Source organism: Amycolatopsis echigonensis (genome assembly GCF_014174495.1).
GTDB classification, from domain to species: domain Bacteria; phylum Actinomycetota; class Actinomycetes; order Mycobacteriales; family Pseudonocardiaceae; genus Amycolatopsis; species Amycolatopsis echigonensis.
Genome location: NZ_JACJHR010000054.1, coordinates 13,772 through 27,623, shown reverse-complemented (window position 1 = coordinate 27,623; position 13,852 = coordinate 13,772). Strand labels below are relative to the sequence as shown.

General features: G+C 68.9%; 12 protein-coding genes. 5 read left to right on the top strand and 7 right to left on the bottom strand.

Annotation, left to right across the window (positions count from 1 at the left end; genetic code table 11):
• Positions 1-107: 107 nt before the first annotated feature.
• The 4 genes from H5411_RS30550 to H5411_RS30535 all read right to left on the bottom strand — a co-directional run bounded on the left by H5411_RS30550 (position 108) and on the right by H5411_RS30535 (position 4,954).
• Positions 108-563: a DUF3761 domain-containing protein gene (locus tag H5411_RS30550; RefSeq protein WP_183125837.1), complete on the bottom strand. Its 456-nt coding sequence runs from the start codon at positions 561-563 to the stop codon at positions 108-110.
• A 474-nt stretch (positions 564-1,037) separates the two neighbouring features.
• A complete protein-coding gene (locus tag H5411_RS30545; protein WP_101437893.1) occupies positions 1,038-1,487 on the bottom strand; it encodes an SRPBCC family protein in 450 nt (149 codons plus the stop codon).
• Positions 1,488-1,562: 75 nt separating this feature from the next.
• A complete protein-coding gene (locus tag H5411_RS30540) occupies positions 1,563-3,734 on the bottom strand; it encodes a 3-hydroxyacyl-CoA dehydrogenase NAD-binding domain-containing protein (RefSeq protein WP_101437892.1) in 2,172 nt (723 codons plus the stop codon).
• 8 nt (positions 3,735-3,742) lie between these two features.
• Positions 3,743-4,954, bottom strand: a complete 1,212-nt coding sequence (locus H5411_RS30535; RefSeq protein WP_101437891.1) for an acetyl-CoA C-acetyltransferase — start codon at positions 4,952-4,954, stop codon at positions 3,743-3,745.
• Between the two features lie 159 nt (positions 4,955-5,113).
• On the opposite strand from H5411_RS30535, the gene H5411_RS30530 reads away from it, so the two are divergent.
• The 4 genes from H5411_RS30530 (at position 5,114) to H5411_RS30515 (ending at position 10,179) form a co-directional block, all read left to right on the top strand.
• On the top strand, positions 5,114-6,295 hold the full coding sequence (locus H5411_RS30530) for a TetR/AcrR family transcriptional regulator (RefSeq protein ID WP_183125836.1): 1,182 nt from the start codon (positions 5,114-5,116) through the stop codon (positions 6,293-6,295).
• Between the two features lie 54 nt (positions 6,296-6,349).
• On the top strand, positions 6,350-7,540 hold the full coding sequence (locus H5411_RS30525) for a low temperature requirement protein A (protein ID WP_183125835.1): 1,191 nt from the start codon (positions 6,350-6,352) through the stop codon (positions 7,538-7,540).
• A gap of 101 nt (positions 7,541-7,641) precedes the next feature.
• A complete protein-coding gene (locus tag H5411_RS30520; RefSeq protein ID WP_101437888.1) occupies positions 7,642-8,937 on the top strand; it encodes an acyl-CoA dehydrogenase family protein in 1,296 nt (431 codons plus the stop codon).
• A 27-nt stretch (positions 8,938-8,964) separates the two neighbouring features.
• Positions 8,965-10,179, top strand: a complete 1,215-nt coding sequence (locus H5411_RS30515; RefSeq protein ID WP_183125834.1) for an acyl-CoA dehydrogenase family protein — start codon at positions 8,965-8,967, stop codon at positions 10,177-10,179.
• A 106-nt stretch (positions 10,180-10,285) separates the two neighbouring features.
• Here H5411_RS30515 and H5411_RS30510 read toward each other — a convergent pair whose 3' ends face one another.
• Entirely contained in the window at positions 10,286-10,702 is a 417-nt protein-coding gene (locus H5411_RS30510; RefSeq protein ID WP_183125833.1) for a winged helix-turn-helix transcriptional regulator, read from the bottom strand.
• Positions 10,703-10,777: 75 nt separating this feature from the next.
• Here H5411_RS30510 and H5411_RS30505 point away from each other — a divergent pair, with 75 nt between their 5' ends.
• Positions 10,778-11,704 (top strand): NADP-dependent oxidoreductase, encoded by a 927-nt coding sequence (locus H5411_RS30505; RefSeq protein ID WP_183125832.1) that lies wholly within the window; start codon positions 10,778-10,780, stop codon positions 11,702-11,704.
• Positions 11,705-11,711: 7 nt separating this feature from the next.
• Here H5411_RS30505 and H5411_RS30500 read toward each other — a convergent pair whose 3' ends face one another.
• Positions 11,712-12,659: an NADPH:quinone reductase gene (locus H5411_RS30500; protein ID WP_183125831.1), complete on the bottom strand. Its 948-nt coding sequence runs from the start codon at positions 12,657-12,659 to the stop codon at positions 11,712-11,714.
• 63 nt (positions 12,660-12,722) lie between these two features.
• Positions 12,723-13,778 carry an alpha/beta fold hydrolase gene (locus tag H5411_RS30495; RefSeq protein WP_183125830.1) on the bottom strand — a complete coding sequence of 352 codons (1,056 nt, stop codon included), beginning with the start codon at positions 13,776-13,778 and terminating at the stop codon, positions 12,723-12,725.
• Positions 13,779-13,852: the final 74 nt, after the last annotated feature.

Genomic DNA, 13,852 nt, shown 5'->3' with positions numbered 1-13,852 from the left:
TCCGTATGCCGTACCGGATTCGCACGCTACCGGTCGGGTCGGACGGAACGGGCGGTTCGTGATCGATCCGACTTACCGGACTGGTCCGTTTGGCCCAACGCTCGGCTTCAGAGCCATTGTTTGACGCCGCCGTGGCGCGAGCAGGTGCCGGAACGGTGCTGGCTGTAGCTGTAACTGCCGTCGTTGCACTGGGCGGTCGCGCCGGAGGGGCTCGAGTCCGGGCGGTGGACGCAGTTTCCGGAGGAGTTGCGGTAGTAGTCGGAACCGCAGTCGGCGGGGCCCGGATCCGGCGCGGCCTGATCCGATGCGTCGGCCTGGGACGTCGTGGTCCGCGGGGCGGCCTGGGTCTTGGGCTTGGCCACCGTGGTCGGCGGGTCGGTCACCGGTGCCGCGATCGACGTTGCCGGTGTCGTTGGCGTCGCCGACGTTTCGGGCGCGCTGGAGGTCGTCGGCGGCGGCGAATACTCGCTCGTGACAGCCGACGGGGCGTTTCCGGCCGGTGCCGCTCCGCATCCGGCGACCAGAACGCCGGCAGCCAAAGCCATCCCCAGTTTCCGCAGCATGCGGCACCTCCTCGCGGTCCAATGCGAGGAGTCGACAAAGCGCGGAAAACTGTTACAACGGCTCAGCCGTCCGCCGGGCACCACGGGTCTGACGCGCGGGCGACCGCCTTTCCGCAGAAGCCCTGCAGTTGCGGATCGACCTCGCCGCCCTGAACGCGCAGTACCGCGAGTGGTTTGTCTTGGGCGTAGAAGTCGCGTGCGAGGCCTTTCGCGTGCGAGGCAGGGGCGCTCGCGAGCGCGAGCTAGTAGTGCGGCAGTGCGCGATTACGTTCCCGCGCAACGGAATCCGCGACCTAGCGGGAGACGTCGTCGTCACCGATGATCGTCGCGGGAGCAGGTGTCCCCTCCCGCAGCGCCTGCGTTGCCCACAGTCCGGTCGCCGTATCGCAGATGCGCGGGCTGCCCGGCTGCCACGAATGGAGCAAGAAGCCATTGCCGCGAAAAACGTAGAATCAGCGCTTCAGAAATAGGGAATCAACCGTTCGCGAGGCGCGCGATCGTTCCCAGCATCCTCCGCATGCTGAAGACATGCCCGCCGCTTCCCACGACGAGCAAGCGGTAGCCAGCCCCGAGCACCCCGGGAAACCGGGCTCGGCTCTCGGCTCGGATCAATGTCTGCCCTTCAGCACCGGGTTCGAGCCGGAAGGTGAGACGGTACTCGGAGAACCGATGACGTCCGGCGAGCGCGAGCAACCTGGGCGGTTCAGCGGCGACGACCCGGAACCCCGGAACAGTCGAGCCCTCGGCGAGGGGACGAGGACCGGTCGCCTTCCAGTCGGCGGCGCCCACCGCCCAGGCGTATCCGGTGGCCACTCGGCCGGAAACCCGGTCGGCGACCTCGTTGACCGCACGCCAGGCGGTCTCGGCGTCAGCGTCCACGACGATCCGATGTTCGTCCAAGACCGGCAGTTGCGGTTCCGTCATCGTCCCCTCCCAACACGGAAACGGGGCCGCCCCGGGGAAATCCCCGGAGCGGCCCCGCCGTCACAAGAGCATGCTCTATTCGTAGATCTCGCCCTTGGCGGCCTTCTCCACCAGCGACTGCGGCGGCTCGAAGTGGCTGCCGTAGCGCGCTGCCAGTTCGCGGGCGCGGTCCACGAAGCCCTGCAGGCCGCCCTCGTACTGGTTGATGTACTGGATCACGCCACCGGTCCAGGCCGGGAAGCCGATGCCGAAGATGGACCCGATGTTGGCGTCCGCGATCGAGGTCAGGACGCCCTCGTCGAAGCACTTCACCGTTTCCAGCGCCTCGGCGAAGAGCATGCGCTCCTTGAGGTCCTCGAACGGCACGTCCGCCGAACCCGAGTTGAACGCCTCGCGCAGGCCCGGCCACAGACCGGTGCGCTTGCCGTTCTCGTCGTACTCGTAGAAGCCCGCCCCGCTGCTGCGGCCCTTGCGGTCGTACTTGTCGAGCATCGTGTCGATGACGGCCTCGGACGCGTGCGGCGTCCAGGTGCCGCCCGCGGCCTCGATCGCGGCGCGGGTCTCCTGCCGGATCTTGCGCGGCAGCGTCAGGGTCAGCTCGTCCATCAGCTGCAGCGGCGGCGCCGGGTAACCGGCCTGCGAACCCGCCTGCTCGATCGACGCCGGCTCGACACCCTCGCCCAGCGCGGCGACCGCCTCGTTGATGAAGGTGCCGATGACCCGCGAGGTGAAGAAGCCGCGGCTGTCGTTGACGACGATCGGGGTCTTGCGGATCTGCAGCGTGTAGTCGAAGACCTTGGCCAGCGTGGCCGGCGAAGTCTTCTCGCCGCAGATGATCTCGACCAGCGGCATCTTGTCCACCGGCGAGAAGAAGTGGATCCCGATGAAGTCCTCGGTCCGCTGCACGCCCTCGGCGAGGGTGGTGATCGGCAGCGTCGAGGTGTTGGAACCCAGCACCGCGTCCGCGTTGACGATGTTCTCGATCTCGCCGAACACCTTGTGCTTCAGCTCGACGCTCTCGAACACGGCCTCGATGACGAAGTCGACGCCCGCGAAGTCGGCCGGGTCGGCGGTCGGCTTGATCCGCGCCAGCAGCGCGTCCGACTTCTCCTGCGTGGTCTTGCCGCGCGAGAGCGCCTTCTCCTCGAGCTTGACCGCGTAGCCCTTGCCCTTCTCGGCCGCCTCCTGCGAGACGTCCTTGAGGACCACGTCGATGCCCGCCTTCGCGGACACGTAGGCGATCGCGGCGCCCATCATCCCGGCGCCGAGCACGCCGACCTTCTTGGCGGTGAACTTCTCGAACCCGTCCGGACGCGAACCGCCGGAGTTGATCGTCTGCAGGTCGAAGAAGAACGCCTTGGTCATGTTCTTCGAGACCTGCCCGATGGCCAGGTTCACGAAGTACCGGGTCTCGATCTGGATCGCGGTGTCGAAGTCGACCTGCGAACCCTCGATCGCGGCGGCGAGGATCGCGCGCGGCGCGGGCATCGGCGCGCCCTTGAGCTGCTTGCGCAGGTTCGCCGGGAACGCGGGCAGGTTCGCCGCGAAGCTCGGGTTCGACGGGGTGCCGCCCGGGATCTTGTAGCCCTTGACGTCCCACGGCTGCACGCCGCCCTCGGGGTTGGCCTTGATCCACGCCTTCGCCGCGGGCACCAGCTCGTCGACGGTGTCCACGACCTCGTGCACCAGGCCCAGCTCCAGCGCCTTGCGCGGCTTCATCCGCTGGCCCTGCAGCAGCACGTTCAGCAGCGCGCTCTGGATGCCGAGCAGCCGCACGGTGCGGACCACGCCGCCACCGCCGGGCAGCAGGCCCAGGGTGACCTCGGGCAGGCCGATCTGACTGCCCTTGACGTCGGCCGCGATGCGGTGGTGCGTCGCGAGCGCGAGTTCGAGGCCGCCGCCGAGCGCCGCGCCGTTGATGGCCGCGACGACCGGCTTGCCGAGCTGCTCGAGCCGGCGCATCTGGCCCTTCATCGCGGTGCTGGACGCGGTGATCTCGGCCGCGTGCTCCGGCTTGGCCTGGATCAGGTCGCGCAGGTCGCCGCCGGCGAAGAAGGTCTTCTTCGCCGAGGTCAGCACGACACCGGCGATGTCGTCCTTCTCCGCCTCCAGCCGGTCCACGGTCGCGGCGAGCGACTCGCGGAAGGCCTGGTTCATCGTGTTCGCCGACTGGTCCGGGTCGTCCAGGGTCAGCGTGACGATGCCGTCGGAGTCCTTGTCCCAACGGATGGTCTTGCTCTCGGTCATCTCGATCCTCACACCCGCTCGATGATGGTCGCGACACCCATGCCGCCGCCGATGCACAAGGTCACCAGCGCCCGGCGCGCCTGACGGCGTTCCAGCTCGTCGACCACGGTGCCGACCAGCATCGCGCCGGTGGCGCCGAGCGGGTGGCCCATGGCGATCGCGCCGCCGTTGACGTTGACCTTCTCGTCCGGAAGGTTCAGGTCCTTCTGCCACTTGAGCACGACGGACGCGAACGCCTCGTTGAGCTCCCACAGGTCGATGTCGTCCGGGGTCAGGCCCGCGGTCTTGAGCACCTTCTCGGTGGCCGGCGTGGGACCGGTCAGCATGATCGTGGGCTCCGAGCCGATCGAGGCGGTGGCGACGATGCGCGCCCGCGGCGTGAGGCCGAAGGTCTTGCCCGCCTGCTCGGAACCGACCAGGACGATGGCCGACCCGTCGACGATGCCGGACGAGTTGCCGCCGGTGTGCACGTGGTCGATCTTCTCGACCTGGTGGTACTTCTGGAGCGCGACGGCGTCGAACCCGCCCATCTCGCCGATCGTGGTGAAGGCCGGCTTGAGCTTCGCCAGACCCTCCAGGGTGGTCCCCGGACGGCGGTGCTCGTCGTGGTCGAGGATCGTGACGCCGTTGATGTCCTTCACCGGCACTACGGACTTCGCGAAGTAGCCGCCGGACCAGGCCGCCTCGGCCTTCTCCTGCGAGCGGACGGCGAAGGCGTCGACGTCCTCGCGGGAGAAGCCCTCCATCGTCGCGATCAGGTCCGCGCCGATGCCCTGCGGGGTGATGTAGTGGTCGTAGGCGGTGGCCGGGTCCATGAACAGCGCGCCGCCGTCGGAACCCATCGGCACGCGCGACATCGACTCCACGCCGCCCGCGATGATCAGCTGGTCCCAGCCGGAGCGGACCTTCTGCGCCGCGACGTTCGTGGCCTCGAGGCCGGACGCGCAGAACCGGTTGAGCTGCACGCCCGCGACCGTCTGCGGCAGGCCCGCGACGAGCGCGGCGGTGCGCGCGATGTCCGCGCCCTGCTCGCCCACCGGGGACACGACGCCGAGCACGATGTCGTCGATCGCCTGCGGATCGAGGTTCGGGTGGCGGACCTTCAGCTCCTGGATGAGGCCGACCACCAGGTCGACCGGCTTGGTGCCGTGCAGGGCACCGCCCTTGTTCTTGCCCCGGGGCGTGCGCAACGCCTCGTAGATGTAGGCCTCGCTACTCACTGAACACTCCTCCGCGAAGCGGCATGGTTGGACACTGCGGTGTATCTCGCGGCCGACTATACCGGCCGGTAGGTGCTAATGGCCATTAACATAAGCCCGAAGAACCCCATGGTGTCAATGGGTTGCTCTAGTTCCGATAAGCGCTATGGTCAGTTCACCATGAGTACGTCTTCCGCCCGCGGCTCGCGGCCTCGCGACCGCAAGGCCCAGCTCGCCGCCGTCGCGGCCGAGCTGTTCCGCGCGCGGGGGTTCCACGGCGTCGGGATCAACGACATCGCCGCTTCGGCGGGCGTCACCGGCCCCGCGCTGTACCGGCATTTCGCCGACAAGCAGGCGATCCTCGCCTACGTCGTGCTCGCCGGGATCGACGACATGGAGTCGGCCACCGCGGCCGCCCTCGCCGATTCCGCACCGCCTCCGGAGCAGCTGAACGCCCTGCTCACCGGCCTCGCGACACAGGCGGTCGAGCGCCGGGAGATCGCCGCGCTGTGGCGCTGGGAAGGTCCGCATCTGCCGCGCGAGCAGCGCCGGGAGATCCGCCGCAGGTCCGGCGCGGCGCTCGACGCGTGGACGAAAGCCCTGCTCACGCTGCGTCCGGAACTGTCCGCGGATGACGCCGAGCTGTTGTGCTGGGCCGCGCTGTCGGTGTTCGGGAGCGTCGCGGTGCACCACACGACGGTGGCGCGCAAGCGCTTCGTGCCGCTGCTGGTCGAACTGGCCCGGACTGTGCTCGACGTCTCGCTCCCGGTTCCGGAAGAGCCCGCGCCGCCGGTCGCGAGCAGCCTCGGCACGCCGTCCCGCCGCGAACAGGTGCTGACCGCCGCGACCGGCCTGTTCGCCGAACGCGGCTTCCACACAGTGAGCATGGAGGACATCGGCGCGGCGGCGGGCATCGCCGGACCCAGCGTGTACCGGCACTTCCCCAGCAAGGCCGCGCTGATGGTCGCGATCGGACACCGTGCGGCCGACCGGCTCGCGCTGGCCGCAGAGCAGGCGCTGCAGGCTCCCGACGAACGGTCCGCGCTCGGCCGGCTCGCCGCGTCGTACGTGCATGTTTTGCTGCGCACGCCGGAGCTGCTGGTGTCCTTCACCGCGGATCGCGCGACCATGCCGGAGCGCGACAAGGCCGATCTGCGCCGCGTCCAGCGCGATTACGTCGACCAGTGGGTTTCCTTGCTGTGCGCGGTGTTTCCGGAGCTTCCGGCGCGCGAGGCGAAGATCCGGGTGCATGCCGCGCTGACTATCGCGAACGATCTCAGCCGGACTGGGCGGATCAAGAACAGGCCGCATCTGCAGGCGGAGCTGACGACGGTGCTGCACGCGGTTCTCGGGCTCGACTGAACGCTCTCCGCGAAACTTGCCCCACCGATCCCCTCGGCCGGGTAAACATCTGCCGTGCCCACGAGACGGTTGCATCTGGTTCGCGCGGACGAAGGCCACCGCGTCACGACCATCGAGCTGTTTTTCGACCTGGTCTTCGTCTACGCCATCACCCAGACCACCGAACTGATGTCCGGACGCCTGAGCCTGCTCGGTCTGGGCGAGGGACTGCTGGTGCTGATGGTGCTGTGGTGGTGCTGGTGCAGTTACGCGTGGCTCGGCACGATGATCCATGTCGACCACGGCATCGCGCGGCTGGCGATGTTCGGCGCGATGGCGGTGATGTTCCTCGTCGCGCTCGCGGTGCCGCAGGCGCTCACCAACCAACCCGGCGGGCTTGACGGGCCGTTGCTGTTCGTCGCGTGTTACGGCGTCGTGCGGATACTGCATCTCGTCGCCTACCTCGGGGCCGCGCGGCACGACGCCGAATTGCGCCTGGTGCTGCTGAAGATGCTGCGCGGGCTGGTCCCGAGCCTGGCGCTGCTGGTGATCGCCGACGTCGTGGGCGGACCGTGGCAGCCCGCGCTCTGGGTGGTCGCGCTGGCGGTGGACTACCTCAACGTCTACCTGACCGGCCCCGCCGGCTGGCGGCTGCACTCGCCGGCGCATTTCGCCGAACGGTTCGGGCTGATCGTGATCATCGCGCTGGGCGAATCGATCGTGGCGATCGGCATCGGGATCGGGCACGTGCCGATCACGTGGCTCGTCGCCGGGTCGGCGATCTGCGGGATCGCGCTGTCGGCCGGGATGTGGTGGACGTACTTCGACCTGGTCGCGCACGTCGCCGAGAGCCGGCTGGCCCGCGCCGAAGGCGTCGCGCGCACCAAGATCGCCACTGATTCCTACACCTATCTGCACCTGCCGCTCATCGCTGGCATCGTCCTCGTCGCGCTCGGCTTGAAGAAGACGTTCGTCACGCTGTCCGGCAGCGTGAACCACAGCCCAGTGGACGCACTGCACGGCGTCGCGCTGTGGGCGCTGACCGGCGGGCTCGCGCTGTACCTGGTCGCGCTCAGTTCGCTGCGGCGGCGCAACCTCGGCAGCTGGAACCGGCAACGGCTCGTGCTCGCGGCGGTGCTGCTCGCGCTCACGCCGCTCCTCGGACACGTGCCCGCGGCCCTGTTGCTGCTGATCGTCACGGCCTCGGTCCTGCTGCTCATCGCGTTCGAACGCACGTCGCTGGCCCGGCGGCCGGTCGCGGAGTGAGGCGGGCCGCACTGGCGGATCGGCCGATGCCGCGCTAACCTACTCGTGAGTAGGTAACGCGAGGGAGATGCTGCATGGCTGCGCCAAGGAAACGAGACGCGATGGGCCTCGGCCTGGCCGCGCTCACCCGGTTGGCCGGGAGCAAGGCGATCGACCGGGTCGGGCTGCGCGGGCCGGTGCAGAACCTGGTCAAGACGGGGACCCGCAACGGTTTCCGCGCGGCGGGGGCGGCGACCCGGTCGTTCACCTCGGTCCAGCGGCTGGGCAAACCGGCACGGCTGGCGAAACCGGACGACCGCGGGCTGTTCGACCTGACGCCGGACGAGGACCAGAAGCTCATCGTCGAGACGGTCAGCGAATTCGCCGCCGAACAGCTGCGTCCGGCCGCCGCGGACGCCGACGAGAAGCTCGCCGCGCCGGAGGGCCTGCTGACCCGCGCGGCCGAGCTGGGCGTCAGCCTCGTCGGCATTCCGGAGGAACTGGGCGGCGCGGGCACTGAGCGTTCGGTCGTCACGAACGCGCTGGTCGCGGAGGCGCTCGCGCACGGCGACCTGGGACTCGCGGTGGCCGTGCTGGCCCCGTCGGCGGTGAGCACCGCGCTGGTCGCGTGGGGCGACGAGCAGCAGCAGGCCGACTACGTGCCCGCGTTCACCGGCGAGCAGGTGCCCGCCGCCGCGCTCGCGCTGCTGGAGCGGACGCCGTTGTTCGACCCGTTCAAGCCCGCCACCAAGGCGAAGCGGACCCCGAAGGGCTACCAGCTCGACGGCGTGAAGTCGCTCGTCCCGCGCGCGGCGGAGGCCGAGCTGTTCCTGGTCTCGGCTGATCTGGAAGGCCGCGGCCCGGCGCTGTTCCTGGTGGAATCGTCCAACGCGGGCGTGACGATCGAGTCCGAACCCGCGATGGGCCTGCGCGGCGCGGCCACCGGAAAGCTGCACCTGGAGAAGGTCTCGCTGCCCGCGGGCGCGCTGCTCGGCGGCGGCAAGGCGGACGTTTTCACCGAGGTGGTCCGGCTTTCCCGGCTCGGCTGGGCGGCGCTCGCCGCCGGCGTCGGCAAGGCCGTGCTGGACTACGTCGTGCCTTACGTGAACGAGCGCACCGCGTTCGGCGAGCCGATCAGCCACCGGCAGGCAGTCGCTTTCTCGGTGGCGGACATCGCGATCGAGCTGGAGGGCCTGCGCCTGGTCACGCTGCGCGCGGCGGCCCGAGCCGAGCAGGGCAAGGAATACGCACGGGAAGCGGCGCTCGCCCGGAAGCTCGCGACGGACAAGGGCATGCAGATCGGCAACGCCGGCGTGCAGCTCCTGGGCGGGCACGGGTTCGTGAAGGAGCACCCGGTGGAGCGCTGGTACCGCGACCTGCGGGCGATCGGCGTGATGGAAGGCGCCGTCCTCCTCTGATCTTTTCCTCGCGGTGAAAGGCAACTCATGATCAACCTGGAAGCTCCGAAGAAGGCCGGCGCGCTGATCAACCAGGCGTACCAGGCCGCGGCCGAGGTGTTCCGGCCGATCTCGCGCAAGTACGACCGCGCCGAGCACACCTATCCGTCCGAATTGGACATGTTCGCCGCGCTGCTGGACGGCCTGAACTCCTCCGGCGAAGGCGGCGCGGGCGCGGCCGGCGTGCGCCGGTCCGAAAAGGACGACGGCGGCCCCAAGGGGAACCGCAACGGCGCCAACCTGAACGTGGTGCTCGGCACGATCGAAATGTGCTGGGGCGACGTCGGCCTGCTGCTGTCCATGCCGCGCCAGGGCCTCGGCAACGCCGCGATCAGCTCCGTGGCGACCGACGAGCAGCTCGAGCGCTTCAAGGGCCTGTGGGCCGCGATGGCGATCACCGAACCCGGCTGCGGTTCGGACTCGGCCGCCATCACCACGACGGCCACCAAGGACGGCGACGACTACATCCTGAACGGCGAAAAAATCTTCGTGACGTCCGGCCAGCGCGCCGACGCCGTCGTGGTCTGGGCGACGCTGGACCGCACGAAGGGCCGCGCCGCGATCAAGTCGTTTGTGGTGGAGAAGGGCACGCCGGGTTTCGAGGTCGTGCGCGTGGAGCACAAACTGGGCATCCGCGCGTCCGACACCGCCGTGCTGCGCTTCGAGAACTGCCGCGTCCCCAAGGAAAACCTCTTGGGCACGCCGGACATCGACACGGCCAAGGGCTTCGCCGGGGTCATGCAGACCTTCGACAACACCCGCCCGCTGGTGGCCGCGATGGCGATCGGCGTCGCCCGCGCGGCACTGGACGAAACCCGCCGCATCCTGACCGAAGCCGGCGTCGTCATCGACTACGACCGCCCAGCGCTGACCCAGCACGCCGCGGCCGCGACCTTCCTGCAGCTGGAAGCGGATTACGAGGCGGCCTATCTGCTGACGCTGGAGTCGGCGTGGATGGCGGACAACCGTCAGCCGAACTCGCTGCAGGCCTCCATGGCGAAAGCCAAGGCAGGCCGGACGGTGGTCGATGTGACGCTGAAGTGCGTCGAACTCGCTGGCGCGTATGGGTACACGGAGGAATCGCTGCTGGAGAAGTGGTCCCGGGATGCCAAGATCCTCGACATCTTCGAGGGCACGCAGCAGATTCAGCAGCTGATCGTGGCCCGGCGGGTGCTGGGGAAGACTTCTGCTCAGCTGAAGTAGTCCAGCCGCTCGGCCCGCTTCACCGAGGCGGGCCGAGCGGTCTTGTCAGTCCAGTTGCTTCTCGAATTTCCGCGCCTCGACCTCAGTGATCTTCCGGCCGGTGGAATTACTCCTTCGTTCCAGCGTGCTCGACCACCCGCCGCTGCAGTTTGTCATCACCGTTTTGGGCGGCTGAATCCAGCGCGTCCAAAACTGCGCCCCCATTTGCCCGCGCCCACTCCGTCAAGGTGTGGATCGGCTCGATCAGCGTCGCCCCCAGCGGCGTCAGCTCGTACTCGACCCGCGGCGGTGCCTCGGCATACGCCTGACGACGGACCAGCCCGTGCGCCTCCAGCCGGCGCAGCGTCTGGGTGAGCACCTTCCGGGAAATCCCGCCGATCATCTCGACCAGTTCGCCGTGGCGGACCGGGCCCTCGCTGAGGCCGGCGAGCACGACCACCGTCCATTTGTCGGCAATCAGCTCGACTGCCAGGCGCGCCGGGCAATCGGCGAGAAAGACCCCGCCGGGGCCGTAATCGCTCATGGAGTCAAAGGTACCTGCTGGTACCTATCGGAATCCTAGCCTGGTTCTCGTTCCCCTCCAGAAACCAGGAGAGTCATGCGAGTCATCACCCAGCACAAGCTCGGCGGTCCCGAAGTGCTCACGATCGTGGACGCGCCCGAGCCCCGCGCAGTGCCGACCGAGGTCCTCGTCCGCGTCAAGGCGATCGGGCTCAATCCGTTGGAGGCACGGCTGCGCGAAGGCGAGTTTCCGTTGCTCGGCCAGCCGCCGTTCGTGCTCGGCTGGGATGTCAGCGGCGTGGTCGAAGAGGCGCTGACCTGGCGGTTCCGGCCTGGCGACGAAGTGTTCGGGATGCCGCTGTTTCCCCGCGCGGCCAACGCGTACGCCGAAGTCGTGGCGGCACCGGCGTTGCATTTGGTGCGCAAGCCGAAGGAGCTTTCGCACGTCGAGGCCGCGGCGTTGCCAGTGGTCGGGCTGACGGCGTGGCAAGGGCTGGTCTACCTCGGCGACGTGACGGCGGGCGATCGCGTGCTGATCCACGGCGGTGGAGGCGGGGTCGGGCACGTCGCGATCCAGATCGCGAAAGCCCTTGGCGCGCACGTGATTACGACCGCCAGCGGGAGCAAGCGGGAGTTTGCCGAGACGCTCGGCGCTGACGAAGTAATCGACTACCAGACGACCGACTTCGCCGAGGTGGTCCGCGAGATCGACGTTGTGCTCGACACTCTCGGCGGCGACGCCGTCGAACGGTCGCTCGGCGTGCTCCGTCCCGGCGGGCATCTGGTGACGGCGGTCGCGGAAGAGGACACCGAGCTCATCGCGAAGTTCGAGGCGGCCGGGATGCGGTTCAGCGGCATCGCGGTCGACCCGGATCCGGCCGGGCTGCGTGAGCTGGTCGCCCTCGTCGAGCAGGGCAAGCTGCGGGTCCACGTGCAGGAGACGTTCCCGTTCGAGCGCATTGCCGACGCGCACCGGCTGCTTGACCGCGGTCATCTCCAGGGCAAGCTCGTGCTCACCGTCTGACCGCGGCTCAGACCTCCAGCACGATCCGGCCGCGCGCCTCGCCTGATTCCTGCAATCGGTGCGCCTCGGCGGCCGACGCCAGGGGCAGGCGAGTGCCGATCCGGGGGCGAAGGATTCCGGTGGACAGGGCCCGGTTGATCACTCGGGCAGCGGACCCCAAGGCGGAGACACCGGCGTTGCTGATGGCGAAACCGCGGATGCTGGCGTCGCGCGTGTACAGCTCGCCGATCGGCAGCGTCGGTGTCGACTGCATTCCGGACATCGCCACGATACGGCCGCCGCGAGACAACAGCGGCACCGCGGATACCAGGTCGTGGCGGCCCGCGTTGTCCCACAACAGATCCACAGCGGGAAGTTTGCGGTAGAGGTCGGGATCGGAATAGTCGAAAACCTCGTCGGCACCGCATTCCCGGCACCATTCCGCGTCCTCGGCGCGGGCGGTCGCGATGACCCGCAGGCCAGCGGTCGAAGCAAGTTGGACGACCGCGCTGCCGACGCCGCCGGCCGCGCCGAGCACTGCGATCGTTTCGCCGTAACCGGCGTCGGCGTGCTCGAAGAGGCCCAGGTACGCGGTGGCGGCGGTGTGCAGGACAGCGACCGCGTCGTCGGAAACCCCGTCCGGCAAGCGATAAAGCCGGTCTTCGGGCACCGCGCAGTACTCGGAGAAGGAACCCTGCCGGCCGTCGTGGCCGAGGCTGTTGCACCACACGCGGTCGCCGGGAGCGAAGCGGTTCACTGGCGAGGAGACAACAGTGCCCACCAGATCCCGGCCGATGACGAACGGGAACGAAACCGCGGTGGGATACGCGCCGGAGCGGACAAAGGTGTCGACGTGGTTCACCGCCACCGCGGAGACCTTCACCAGCACCTCGCGCGGACCCGGCGCGGGGTCCGGAAGCTGACCGATCTTGATCTCGGAACTGTCGCCGAGCGACGTCACGTATGCAGCGATCACGAGCCCACGGTACCGCCGGTTTTTTACCGACTTCGCGGCGGATGTCGGAGTGCTCTCCGCCGGTCAGCCGACCAGATCGTCCAGGAACTCGTCGAGGTAACGCCAGGTCGTGCCCCGCGCGCGGCGGCCGGTCAGGACGCCGAGATGCCCGCCGGGCGCGGTGCGGAACCGGACCTCCGGCGCGTTTTCCAGCAGGTGCACCACGCGTTCCACCGACGCCCGCGGCGCGATGGTGTCGTTTTCGCCCGCCACCACCAGCATCGGCTTCTTCACGTCGGACAGGCTGATCTTGCGCCCGTTCAGGTCGACGGTCCCCTCGGCGAGGTCGTTGGTGCGGAACAACCGGTGGTACAGCTGGCCGAACGTCCGCCCGGGGTAGGCGTACATGTTGTCCATGAAGTGGTCCACCGCCTCGATCTGCGCGAGGTAGTCGCGGTCGTCGAGGTTTTTCAGGATCGCCAGCGGTTTCGTGATCTCCTTGGAGATCCCGGTGGCCCGGAACACGCGGGTGACCAAATAGGACGGTGCGCCGCCGAACACCCGGTACACCGGGGTGAGCAGATGTCCGCCGGTGAGGTCCACGAGCGGGCGGAACGGCGCGACGATCGGGATCGCGGTGAAATCGACCGGCGAGCCGACCGCGGTGATCGATTCGATCGGCAGGTCCGGCTGATCGGCGCTGACCAGCATGGAGAAGATCCCGCCGAGCGACCACGACACCAGGTGCACGCGCTGTCCGCCGGCGTCCTGGCTGACCTTCCGGATCGCCCTCGGCAGCACCTCGTCGATCCAGTGCTCGATGCCGAGGCGGCGGTCGGAGAAGGCGACCATGCCGTAGTCCACGAGGTAGGTCGGCCGTCCGCCCTCGACCAGGTGCTCGATGAGGCTGCAGCCGCGGCGCAGGTCGAAGCACAGCGCGGGCGCGGCCAGCGGCGGCACCAGCAGCACCGGCGGGCCCGACGTCTCGCTCACTCCGTGCGTCATCCGGTACACCGACCGGTTGGGCCCCTGGTCGATCAGCACCCTCGGCATCGGCCGCAGATCGGCGACCCCACCCTGGAACACCTTGCCCACGACATTGGCCGCCGCGGCAGCCAACCGGGCCGGTGGGGAAACCATCTAGTGCCTCCTGGAGCTCGTCATCTGCCGGGCATCTTGCCTTGCGCGCGGGCGCGGCATCAACACGCCACTCC